General features: G+C 71.4%; 14 protein-coding genes. 9 read left to right on the forward strand and 5 right to left on the reverse strand.

Annotated features, from left to right (window positions below):
* The first annotated feature begins 4 nt into the window (after positions 1 to 4).
* Positions 5 to 1336 (forward strand): aminotransferase class I/II-fold pyridoxal phosphate-dependent enzyme, encoded by a 1332-nt coding sequence (locus ACWCPY_RS32495; RefSeq protein ID WP_451271026.1) that lies wholly within the window; start codon positions 5 to 7, stop codon positions 1334 to 1336.
* On the opposite strand, the gene ACWCPY_RS32500 is transcribed toward ACWCPY_RS32495, so the two are convergent.
* Positions 1327 to 2352 carry a DMT family transporter gene (locus ACWCPY_RS32500; protein WP_451271028.1) on the reverse strand — a complete coding sequence of 342 codons (1026 nt, stop codon included), beginning with the start codon at positions 2350 to 2352 and terminating at the stop codon, positions 1327 to 1329. The two genes, ACWCPY_RS32495 and ACWCPY_RS32500, sit on opposite strands and share 10 nt — an antisense overlap.
* 74 nt (positions 2353 to 2426) lie before the next feature.
* Here ACWCPY_RS32500 and ACWCPY_RS32505 point away from each other — a divergent pair, with 74 nt between their 5' ends.
* Entirely contained in the window at positions 2427 to 3335 is a 909-nt protein-coding gene (locus tag ACWCPY_RS32505) for a LysR family transcriptional regulator (protein WP_451271030.1), read from the forward strand.
* A gap of 48 nt (positions 3336 to 3383) precedes the next feature.
* Here ACWCPY_RS32505 and ACWCPY_RS32510 read toward each other — a convergent pair whose 3' ends face one another.
* Positions 3384 to 3860, reverse strand: coding sequence for a pyridoxamine 5'-phosphate oxidase family protein (locus tag ACWCPY_RS32510; RefSeq protein WP_451271032.1), 477 nt, complete (start codon positions 3858 to 3860; stop codon positions 3384 to 3386).
* A gap of 112 nt (positions 3861 to 3972) precedes the next feature.
* On the opposite strand from ACWCPY_RS32510, the gene ACWCPY_RS32515 reads away from it, so the two are divergent.
* The 3 genes from ACWCPY_RS32515 to ACWCPY_RS32525 all read left to right on the forward strand — a co-directional run bounded on the left by ACWCPY_RS32515 (position 3973) and on the right by ACWCPY_RS32525 (position 6580).
* Entirely contained in the window at positions 3973 to 4626 is a 654-nt protein-coding gene (locus tag ACWCPY_RS32515; RefSeq protein ID WP_451271034.1) for a cysteine hydrolase, read from the forward strand.
* A 176-nt stretch (positions 4627 to 4802) separates the two neighbouring features.
* The gene (locus ACWCPY_RS32520; RefSeq protein WP_451271036.1) at positions 4803 to 5465 is read left to right on the forward strand and encodes a carbon-nitrogen hydrolase family protein; all 663 of its coding nucleotides are present in this window, start codon (positions 4803 to 4805) and stop codon (positions 5463 to 5465) included.
* Positions 5462 to 6580, forward strand: a complete 1119-nt coding sequence (locus ACWCPY_RS32525; protein ID WP_451271038.1) for an APC family permease — start codon at positions 5462 to 5464, stop codon at positions 6578 to 6580. Before ACWCPY_RS32520 ends, ACWCPY_RS32525 begins: the two co-directional genes overlap by 4 nt.
* On the opposite strand, the gene ACWCPY_RS32530 is transcribed toward ACWCPY_RS32525, so the two are convergent.
* Positions 6570 to 7022 (reverse strand): Rieske (2Fe-2S) protein, encoded by a 453-nt coding sequence (locus ACWCPY_RS32530; protein ID WP_451271040.1) that lies wholly within the window; start codon positions 7020 to 7022, stop codon positions 6570 to 6572. The two genes, ACWCPY_RS32525 and ACWCPY_RS32530, sit on opposite strands and share 11 nt — an antisense overlap.
* Before the next feature lie 212 nt (positions 7023 to 7234).
* Here ACWCPY_RS32530 and ACWCPY_RS32535 point away from each other — a divergent pair, with 212 nt between their 5' ends.
* Positions 7235 to 7615 (forward strand): YunG family protein, encoded by a 381-nt coding sequence (locus ACWCPY_RS32535; RefSeq protein WP_451271042.1) that lies wholly within the window; start codon positions 7235 to 7237, stop codon positions 7613 to 7615.
* 33 nt (positions 7616 to 7648) lie between these two features.
* On the opposite strand, the gene ACWCPY_RS32540 is transcribed toward ACWCPY_RS32535, so the two are convergent.
* On the reverse strand, positions 7649 to 8482 hold the full coding sequence (locus tag ACWCPY_RS32540) for a hypothetical protein (RefSeq protein ID WP_451271044.1): 834 nt from the start codon (positions 8480 to 8482) through the stop codon (positions 7649 to 7651).
* A gap of 9 nt (positions 8483 to 8491) precedes the next feature.
* Complete coding sequence (locus tag ACWCPY_RS32545) at positions 8492 to 9151, reverse strand: TetR/AcrR family transcriptional regulator (protein WP_451271046.1); 660 nt, start codon at positions 9149 to 9151, stop codon at positions 8492 to 8494.
* A gap of 145 nt (positions 9152 to 9296) precedes the next feature.
* On the opposite strand from ACWCPY_RS32545, the gene ACWCPY_RS32550 reads away from it, so the two are divergent.
* From ACWCPY_RS32550 to ACWCPY_RS32560, 3 genes are all read left to right on the forward strand, one after another.
* A complete protein-coding gene (locus ACWCPY_RS32550; RefSeq protein ID WP_362453661.1) occupies positions 9297 to 9530 on the forward strand; it encodes a hypothetical protein in 234 nt (77 codons plus the stop codon).
* Positions 9531 to 9549: 19 nt separating this feature from the next.
* Positions 9550 to 10038, forward strand: coding sequence for a hypothetical protein (locus ACWCPY_RS32555; protein ID WP_362453660.1), 489 nt, complete (start codon positions 9550 to 9552; stop codon positions 10036 to 10038).
* A gap of 110 nt (positions 10039 to 10148) precedes the next feature.
* Positions 10149 to 10850, forward strand: a complete 702-nt coding sequence (locus ACWCPY_RS32560; protein ID WP_451271049.1) for a thioesterase II family protein — start codon at positions 10149 to 10151, stop codon at positions 10848 to 10850.
* The last annotated feature ends 2 nt before the right edge of the window (positions 10851 to 10852 follow it).

A 10852-nucleotide genomic window follows, 5' to 3' on the forward strand; every position in this document is an offset into this window, starting at 1 on the left:
GTTTGTGCTAGGAGAGTATCGGATTGTCGGGCGGCGCGCATCGGACATTGCCGCCAGTGTGGAGAGCGGGGTCGGCTCCGGTGAGCTCGAACCCGGTCAAGCGCTGCCCCCCATGCGGGAGTTGGCCGAGCGATTGGGGGTGAATCCGAATACGGTGGCGGCCGCCTACCGCACGCTCCGCGAGCGCGGAGTGATCGAGACGGCCGGGCGCCGGGGCAGCAGGGTGCGGCCGCGCCCGGCGAGCACGGCGCGTGGTTCGCTCCGGGTCGAGGCGCCCGTGGGCGTGCGGGATCTGGGGGCGGGTAATCCCGACCCGGCCCTGCTGCCCGCGCTGGGTGAGGTTCTCGCGGCGGTCGCGGGGGAGTACGCGCGGCAGCCGGGAATGTACGGGCAGGCACCGGTGGACCCGGAGTTCGCCGGGCTCGCCCGCGCCGCGCTGGACGCCGACGGGGTGCCGGCCGGGCCCGTGGTCGCGACCTCCGGATCGCTGGACGCGATCGAGCGCGTGCTGGTCGCGCACCTCAGACCCGGTGACGCGGTGGCGATCGAGGACCCCGGCTGGGGCAGCCTGCTGGATCTCGTGCCGGCGCTGGGGCTGCGCCCCGTGCCCGTCGCGGTCGACGACGAAGGGCCCGTGCCCGACGCCGTCGAGGATGCGCTGAACGACGGCGCCCGCGCGCTGGTGGTCACCGACCGCGCGCAGAACCCGACCGGCGCGGCGATCGGTGCCGGGCGCGCCTTCGAGCTGCGGGGAGTCCTCGCCGGGCACCGGGGCGTCCTGCTGATCGAGGACGACCACGGGCACGGCATCGTGGACCTGCCGCTCCATCCGCTGGCCGGTGCCACGGACCGCTGGGCCTTCGTGCGGTCCGTGGCCAAGGCGTACGGGCCGGACCTGCGGGTCGCCGTGCTGACCGGCGACCCGGTCACGGTCGACCGGGTGGCGGGGCGCCAGCGGCTGGGCCCCGGCTGGGTCAGCAGACTGCTCCAGCGGGCCGTGGTGCACCTGTGGGCCTCGGGCGCCGTCGATCCGGGCCGGGTGGCGCGGGCGTACGCGAAGCGGCGGGACGGTCTCGTGCGGGCGCTGGCGGAGCGGGGCGTGGAGGCCCACGGGCGCAGCGGGATGAATGTGTGGGTGCCGGTCGGTGACGAGACCGGCGCGGTGGCGAGGCTGTTGCACTCGGGCTGGGCGGTGGCGCCCGGAGCGCGGTTCCGGATGACCGCGCCCCAGGGGATCCGGCTCACGATCTCGTCGCTCGCCGAGGCCGACATCGGACCCCTGGCGGATGCGGTGGCGGCAGCGGTGGGGCCGGTGAAGCCGCTGAACTACGGGTGATCCCCGCTCCCGGCCCGGCCGCCGGAGGTCCGGCCGCCCCGTCCGGGCCTGCTCTGGGTGAGTGCGGCGCCCGCCAGCACCACGAGGGCCCCCACCGGGGTGTTCCAGCTCAGCTGCTCGCCGAGCACGGCCACCCCGGCGGCGGTGGCGATGACCGGGATGAAGTAGGTGACCATCTGCGCCGTCGTCGGTCCGACCTCCTCCACCAGGCCGTACTGCACCAGGACCGCGAAACCGGTGCCGAGCGCCCCGAGAGCCACCACGGCCAGGGTCGGGAGCAGCGCGAAGCCGTCGGGAGCCGAGGTGAACAGCGGGGTCACCAGGGCGATCTGCGCCGTGCCGAGGAAGAGCTGACTGCCGGTCAGCGCGAGCGTCGAGGAGCCGCTGCCCGCCAGCGTCCTGCGGACGTAGATCCAGCCGACCGGATAGCTGAGTGAGGCGAGCAGGGCCATGGCTGTGCCGCCGAGGTCCAGCCCGGAGAAGCCCTGCCAGGCGCCCAGCACGGTCAGTACGCCGATAAAGCCCAGCCCGAGTCCGGCGACACGGCGACGGGTGGGCCGGTCCTCGGAGAGCGCGACGAGCGACAGGGCCATGCCCCACAGGGGCGAGGTCGCGTTGCAGATGCCGGCCAGCGTCGAGGGGATGGTCAGCTCGGCATGGGCGAAGAGCGAGAACGGCAGCGCGTTCAGGAAGAACGCCGCGACGGCCAGATGCCCCCAGGTGCGGGCACCGCGCGGCAGCCGCTCACGCCGGACCGCCATCGCCACGGCCAGGACCGCCGTGCCGGACAGCAGGCGGCCGAGGGTGACCTGGAACGGGGCGTACCCCTGTGTGCCGACCTTGATCAGGAGAAAGCTGAAGCCCCAGATGAGCGAGAGCGCGCCGAACCGGATCCGCCAGTCCAGCGCAGGGCGGGCGGCGGGCACCGGAGCCGGGGCGGCTGCGGGGACAGCTGCCGGAGCCGGGGCGGAGGGCTGGGCGGGAGGGGTGGACTTCGGTGTGGCAGCGACGCTCATGGACTCAACGATGGCGAAGCGGACCACTTAGAACAAGCGAGATTTTGTGTGAGGGTCTGCGTAGCATTGCTTACATGTTGAATCTGGAGCGGCTGCGCACCCTGGACGCACTGGCCCGGCACGGTTCCGTGAGCGGCGCCGCCGAAGGGTTGCATGTGACCACCTCGGCGGTCTCCCAGCAGCTGGCGAAGCTGGAGCGCGAGGTGGGGCAACAGCTCCTGGCCAAGAACGGGCGCGGGGTCCGGCTCACCGACGCCGGCCGGCTGCTCGCCGACCACGCGGCGCGGATCCTGTCCCAGGTCGAGCTGGCCCAGTCCGACATCGAGGCGCAGCGCGGTGAAGTGGTGGGCGAGATCCGGCTCTCCGCCTTTCCGACCGCGGCACGCGGACTCTTTCCCGCGGTGCTCCACACGCTGCGCAGGGATCACCCCGAACTCCGCGTGCGTACCTGGGAACTGGAGCCCGAGGACGGAATCCGTGCCGTGCTCAGAGGCGACACCGACCTCGCGGTGGTACTGGACTGGAGCAACAAGCGGCTGCCCGTGCCCGGTGGTCTGGCCAAGGCCGAACTCCTGGACGACGCACCGGACATCGCGATGCCTGCCGGCCATCGGCTCGCCGGCCGGGCCGAGGTGGACCTGGAGGATTTCGCCGACGACGACTGGGTGTCCTGGCCCGAGGGGGAGTTCTGCTACGACTGGCTGATGTTCACCCTCCGCTCGAAGGGCATCGAACCGCGCATCGCGCACCTGGCGGGCGAGCACCACACCCAACTCGCCCTGATCGCCGCCGGGATGGGCGTCTGTGTGGCGCCGAGGCTCGGCCGCGGACCCGTGCCCGACGGGGTGCGGCTCGTACCCGTACGGCAGAAGATGCGACGCCACGTCCACGCCGTGTGGCGTACCGACGCGGACCGGCGTCCGTCGATCCGGGCGGCGGTGACGGCGCTGCGCGTGGCCGGCCGGGAGCTGGACGCGCCGTAGGGAATGCCCGGCGGATCAGGGCCGGACAGGCCGTGGCCAGGTGCGTGCTCAGGTGGTGAACGACCCCGCGAGCTTCCGGAAGTCCCAGGAGGTGATGGTCCGTGGCGTCAGCCGCAGCCAGGCGTGGCGGCCGTCGTGCGGCATGGTGTCCATGCCGAAGTACTTCGCCGCGAACAGCCGTTCCGGCGCGACGAGTCCGGGGCACGGTTCGCCGGTGCGGGGCGCTTCGCCGACCGGGACGGCCTCGCCGGAGAGCTCGATGCCGCGCAGCTCCCCGTACTCCACCCCGTCGTCCACGACCACCGCGATCCTCGGGTCGTGGCGCAGCTGGGACCAGCGCAGGCTGCGGGTGATCGAGTAGAGCCAGAGCGAGGTTCCGTCCCAGGTGAACCAGAGGGCGCCGATGTGCGGACGGCCGTCCTCGGCCACGGTGGCCACCCGGCAGGTGCGCTGCTCGGTGAGATAGGTGTCGCGTTCGGCTTCCGTCATCATGATCCGACGGCCCCGTCGCTGAGTGGCGGTCATGGGGCGCCCCTTCCGGTTTGCTGACTGTGTGTCAGAAATCATGAGGTCTCTTCCCTCATCACGCAATGGCGGTTAGCCTCTGGCGCCCGGTCCGCCGCAGAAAGGGGCAGCCGTGCCGTCGGGGACTCAGCTCGCCGAGCAGCTCGATCCGGCCACCACCGTGCTTCTCACGGTCGAGTGTCAGCAGGGGGTCGTCGGCCCCGGCAGCGCGCTGCCCGAACTGGCCGAGGAGGCCAGGTCGTCCGGCGCCCTGTACCGTGTCGCCCGGCTGGTCGCCGCCGCCCACGGGGCCGGGGTCCAGGTGCTGCACGCGGTGGCCGAACGGCGCCCCGACGGCCGGGGGGCCAACAGCAACGCCCGGCTCTTCCGGGCAGCCGGCCGGTTGCCCGTGCAGCAGCACTCCGGCACCACCGCGGTACGGATCGCCCCGCCGATCGAGGTGGCCGACGAGGACCTCGTCGTACGCCGGCTGCACGGTCTCTCGCCGATCGCCGGCACCGATGTGGACGCGCTGCTGCGCAACCTCGGCTGCCGCACGCTCGTCGTCGCCGGGGTCTCGGCCAATGTCGCCGTTCCCAACGCCGTGTTCGACGCGGTGAATCTCGGCTACACCGCCGTGGTGCCGTCCGATGCCATCGCCGGGGTGCCGGCCGACTACACCCCCGCGATGATCCGCAACACGCTCGCCCTCGTCGCCACCATCACGGACACGGACGGCGTGCTGGGCTGCTGGCTGAACCGGGCACCCGGCAGGGGTGGTTCCTGAGGCGTGACCCGGAGGTCCCGCCTGCCCCGGAGCTCTCCTGCGCCGGAGGAGGTCAACCCGTCGCGGCGCGTTCGGCCGCGGTCAGGATCGCCTCGACGGCGGTGTCGTAGATCGCCTTCGGCCGGGTCCTGTCCGGTCTGGCGCGCGAACTGGGGATCTGGCTCATACCGGGCACCGTGCTCGAACGGGGCGCCGACGGCGCCGTCCACAACACCGCCGTGGTCTACGACCCGCAGGGCGAACTCGTGGCGAGCTACCGGAAGATCTTCACCTGGCGCCCCTACGAGCCGATGAGCGTCGGCCGGGAGTTCGTCGTCTTCGACATGCCCGGCACCGGCAGGGTCGGCCTCTCCATCTGCTACGACAGCTGGTACCCGGAGGTCACCCGGCACCTCGCCTGGATGGGCGCCGAACTGGTCGTGAACCTGGTGCAGACCTCGACGTCCGGCCGGGCGCAGAAGATCCCGGTCAACCAGGCGAACGCCATCGTCAACCAGATCTGGGTGGCGAGCGTGAACGGTGCAGGCCCGACGGCCCAGGGCCGGAGTCTCCTGATCGACCCGGAGGGCGCCATCCGCGTCGCCGCCACCGGGATGGAGGACACCACCCTGCTGAGCGTGATCGACTTCGACCGGGTCGCGGTGGCGCGGAAGTACGGCACGAGCGGCGACTCATGGCCCTGGGACCACTTCGAGCCCGGCGACACCTCTTTGGAACTGCCGCTCTACAACGGCCGTATCGACCCCGCGCCGGCGATCTCCCCGGAGACCCCGGCCGGCCTGCGCACCGGCACTGCGGCGGTCCACAGCCGTCCCGCCCGGGACGGTGAGGCGTCATGACCACGGACCGGGTCGAACTGAGCGGCGGCCTCTCGCTCACCTCGGTGGTCGCCTTCGGGCTCGCCTACATGGCCCCCAGCCTGGTGATGGTGATCTTCGGTGTGATCGCCGCCGCCAGCGGGGGCACGGCGCCGACCGCCTTCCTCGTCGCCACCGGAGCGATGTTCCTGACCGCGCTGAGCTACGCGAAGATGGCCCGGCACTTCCCGGTCTCGGGATCGGCGTACTTCTACGCCAGGAAGGTGATCGGTGCCCCGGTCGGCTTCCTCGTCGGCTGGGTGGTACTGCTCGACTACCTGTTCCTGCCGATGGTCGCCTGGCTCGTCCAGTCGGTGTACCTCAACGCCCAGTTCCCGGCTGTTCCGGTCTGGGTGTGGATGCTGGTCAACGCCGGGCTGACCACCCTCGTCAACATCATCGGGCTCTCCCTGACCGACCGGGTCAACAAGCTCCTGACCGGCGTGACGGTATTCCTCGTCCTGCTCTTCGTCGCCTACTGCCTCGTCCATCTCGGGCACCATCCGGCGAAGTCGTACACCATGTCGGTCCAGGTCGGCGGTCAGACCTTCGCCGACTGGACCAACATGGCCGGCATCGTCGCCGGATTCGCCTCGGGCCTGGCCGTGCAGCTCAGCTCCAGCCGGCTGATGTACATCATGGGCCGCGACGGGGTGCTGCCGCGGTTCCTCGGAACCCTCCACCCTCGCACCAGGACCCCGGTGTTCTGCCTCCTGGTCACCGGGGCCATGTGTCTCCTCGGCCCCGGTCTCTCCCTGGAGACCGCGACCTCGTTCATCAACTTCGGTGCGTTCCTCGCTTTCACCGTCGTCAACGCCTGCGTCGTCGTCCACTTCGTCCGCAACCGCGGCACCGGTGGTGTCGGCGTGCTCGGACACGTCGTCGCGCCGGTGCTCGGCGCCGGTGTGACCGTCTACCTGCTGACGCAGCTCAGCACGGCGGCGCTCACCGTCGGAGGGTGCTGGCTCGCCATCGGATTCTGCTGTCTCCTCCGGCTCACCCGGGGCTTCCGAAGGCCGACCCCCGAGCTGGGCATCGGCGACGGCCCGTCGGAAGAAGCCCGGGCACTGCCCGGTGACGAGGCGGTCAGGGCGTGAGTGCGATCGAGTCGCCCGTGACCGTGATCTTCCTGGCGGGCAGCGGCTGGGTGGCGGGGCCATGTGCCACGGCGCCGGTCGACGCGTCGAACTTGCTGCCGTGACAAGGGCAGTCGATGGTGCCGTTCGAGACGCTGGACACCGTGCATCCCTGGTGGGTGCACTTCGAGGAGAACGCCTTGAACTCGCCGGCCTTCGGCTGCGTCACCACGACGCCCTGGTCCGGGAAGACCGTTCCGCCGCCCTCGGGGATGTCGGCGGTCTTCGCGAGTGTGGATTTGCCGGTGTCCGTTCCGTTGTCGGCCGGGTCGACCCCATCGGATCCGCCGGAGCCCTGCCGGCTGCCGCAGGCGGTGAGTACGGCCGCCACCGAGGCGGCTCCGGCCGCGACGACGACGGCCCGGCGCCCGGGACGTCCCTCGTGGTTCCGCGATGTGCTCATGCTGGCTTTCCTTTCCGCAGTGTTCACGACTTCGGCCGTCGCCCAGGGGTACGCACGGCGGGACCCCCGTGTTCAGCGCCCCGGGGGTTCCCCGGGAAGCCCCGGGGGCGGTACCGCGGCGGATGGACGACGACCACCCCGTCATCGGCAGATCCCGGCACCGGCATGAGCGGCCGGGAGGACTGTCAGAGGCGTCTGCGAGGCTGAGCGGTATGACACTGAGCAATTTCAGCGACCTGGAGCAGGCCATTCGCGACGGCTGGGGCGCGGACACCACGACGCCGACACACCGTCCGGACTGGACCCCGGACAATCCGGCGCGCGACCAGTGCGGTGTCACCGCCCTGGTGGTGCACGATCTGCTGGGCGGTGATCTGATCCGCGGCGAGGTCCATGTCGACGGCGAGCGAGTGGACTACCACTGGTGGAACCGTCTGGGCCTGGGGATCGAGGTCGATCTGACGCGCGAGCGGTTCGCCCCCGAGGAGATGGTCGTCGGCGGGGACGTGATCGAACGGCCCGCGGAGATCGTGCGGCTCCGCGAGGAGTACGAACTGCTCCGCGGCAGAGTCCTGGCGGCGCTGCGCGCGTAGGCGGTACCCCTCCGGGGCCGGGGCGCCGGGTCGCTACGCGTCCTTCGCGCGGAAGACCGGCAGCCCCTCACGCATCCGGCCGAACAGCAGGTTCCGGTCCAGCTGCTCCTCGTCCTCCTCGCCCTCCTCGTCGCCGAACACCTCGTCCACCAGGAGCTCGCGCAGTCGCTCCTGCACGCCCTCGCCGTATCCCTGCTGGTAGTCGTCCAGGTCGAAGTGGGTGTCCGCCTTCACCGCGGCGATCGTGCAGTGCTCGTCCTCGATCACCAGCCGGGCGCGGATGGTGGCCGCCTGGAGCGTGTGGTCGTTGTAGTGGCCGTAGACCACCTCGGCCGCGATGTCGCCACCGACCGACATCTCGCCGTCGGTGTGCACCGCGTGGGCCGTCACTCCACCGCCGACCGCGACGACGGAGTAGGGGCCGCAGTCGGCCAGGCAGCCCTCGACGGTCAAGGAACCGGTGACCACGAACGGAGCCGCGATGTCCAGATGTCCCCGCACCACGAGATCCCCGTGGTGGAAGAACGGCGCGTCCACCTGCCGGTCACCGGCCAGGGTGCGGTCCGTACGGGCGGCGTCACCGAGAATCCCGGCGCACAACTCCGGTATCAGCGGGACATGATCGGGATCGGCGCCGTTGCGGAGCACGGCGACGAGCTCCTGGAAGCTGTCGAACTCCGGCCGTACGAGCTCCGTGAGCCAGCCGCTTCCGTCCGGAACCCCGGCGGCCGTGCAGGCATCGGACGCGGCGGCCCGCATCGCCTCGGCGACCCGGCGGGCCACCGCCATGTCGATGGGCAACGGCCGGTCGGTCACCGCGCGGGATCCGGCCCGGTCCGACGCGTTCTCGTTCACAGGTTCACTCATGGCGGGAGTCTATGAACCACCACTGACATCGAGCGTGGCCGCGCGCCCGGTGAGTGTGCCGCTCTCCAGGCCGAGTTCGCGTTCGGCCGTGCCGACCGCCATGCGCGTGACGATCTCGGGGCGGCCTTCCGCCGAGGTGTTGGCATGCGCGCCCAGGCCGTCGATGACCACGAGGATCCGAATCGTCGTCACATACGGATCTTCGCTGCGGAACTCGCCGCAGTCGACGCCCTCGCGGACGAGATCCTCCAGGCGGCCCCGCCACAGGGCTTCCTGGTGGCCGACCCGCTCACGCAGGACGGGGCGGTAACGGCTGAGGTGCCGGGCGTTGATCCACAATCGGCTGATGTCGTCGTACGCGGCGCCCGTCGCGAGCGCGAAGAAGCGCGCGAGGTGGTCCGTGGGCGTCCCCGCCGCCCGGTCCGCCGGCAGCAGGGAGTCGAGTTCGGCGCACGCCGCGGTGCCGAAGGCCTCGGCCACCAGGTCCTCGACCGCGGGGAAGTAGTGGCTGATGAGACCGGGGCGGACGCCGAGCTGCTCGGCGACCCGGCGCAGGGTGATGCACTCCAGCCCCTCGGTCAGGGCGATCGCCGCCGCCGCGTCGACGATCTCCGCGCGCCGGTCCGCCGGGGACTTGCGGGTCCGCTTCCGCTGGGTGCTTGACGACATGCCGCGATTTTATTGGCTGCGTGACCAGTGGGCAATGCGCGGGCGGGAACCGCCCGCGAAGCCGCCGCCGGAACTGCCGATCGCGGTGGTACACGGACCCTACCGTCGACTCCGTAAGCAATGACCGACGCCATGGAGGACAGGGATGAACAACAGCATGCGTACGGCGGCCGCTGCCGCAGCCCTCGTTGCGGGTCTCGTCACGGTCGGCGGAACCACCGGTGCCGCAGCCGCCGAGCGTCCGGAGCGGATCACCAGCCAGGAGCAGCTCGCCAGAAGCATCGCCCAGGCGGTCGCCGCCGAGCAGCAGAAGGGCGCTGTCACCGTCGGAGTCATCGGCGGCATGGTGGTCAACTCGACAACCCCGCGTTCCTGCTGACGAATCGGAGGTGAGCACCGTGGACAGCACTGCGGACCGTGCCCGGGACGGGCAGGAGAGCCCCCTCAGATGGTGTCCGAGCGGTGATGCGAGCCGCCCGGAGACCGTTGTCCTCGGCGTACGGTCCGGGGAGCACGATCAGGTGGTCTACCTGGCCGAACCCGTACCCGCCGCCGATGTTCTCGGTAGCATCCCGGAGGGGATCGCCCCCAACCGGGTGCTCCGGTTCGCCTCGCACTGCGTGTCGGACTGCGCGAACCGGGTCGGCGAGGCCTGCGGGCTGATCGAACGGATCACGACCGTACCGGCCGAGCCCGGTCCGGCCGCCGTCCCACGGTGCCACCTCCGCCCGCACTGCAAGTGGTGGAACCAGGTCGGTGTCGAGGCCTGCCACCGCTGCCCGGCCCTGACGACACTGGAACCCCGCGACGACGAACTCGCCGTTCTCGTCGCGGACCCGGCGACCACCCGTGAGCAGTTGGAGAGCTGGATCGCCGCCGAACGGTGAGCGGAGACGTTCACGGAGTCGGTCACGGACCGGACCGAGAACACGAGAGAAGGGATGTCGTGAACAACTGGACAAGGTGCTTCCGCCCGGCCCCCGAAGCCGGGGCGCAAATGTTGTGCTTCCCGCACGCGGGTGGTTCGGCCAGTGGGTACATCCCGCTGGCGACCGAGGTCACGGGGACGGTGGAGGCACTGGTCGTGCAGTACCCCGGGCGCCACGACCGATTCGCCGAACCGTTCGCCGAACGGTTCGGCGTCGTCGTGGACGCGGTGCTGGCCTCGCTCCCTCCGAGCGGGGGCCGGCCGCTTCTGCTGTTCGGCCACAGCATGGGTGCGCTCCTGGCGTTCGAGACGGCGCGGCGGCTCGCGGCCGAAGGGCGGGAGCCCGCCGTGCTGTTCGTCTCGGGCAGCGAGGGCCCCTCGCTGCCGCGCCGCTCGCGGCTCCCCGAATCGCCCAGCGACGACGACCTGATCCGGGAGATGCGACTGCTGTCCGGCACGGACGAGGAGTTGCTGACCCATCCGGAGATCCTCGAACTCGCACTGCCGCCGCTGCGCGCCGACTACGCCATGCTGTCCGCCCGTACCCATGTTCCCGGGCCGCCGCTCCACTGCCCGGTCGTCGCGCTGACCGGTGACAGCGACCCCCGGGTCTCCGTCGAGGGAGTGCAGGCCTGGGAGCGGGAGGCCGAAGGTCCCTTCGAGCGGCATGTACTGCCCGGCGGCCACTTCTTCCTGAACGACCACCTGCCGTACGTCGCGGATCTCGTCGCCTCGCACGTGCCCGGCCGAGCGGCCCGCACGGTCGCCTGACA

The organism is Streptomyces sp. NPDC002403 (genome assembly GCF_053593015.1).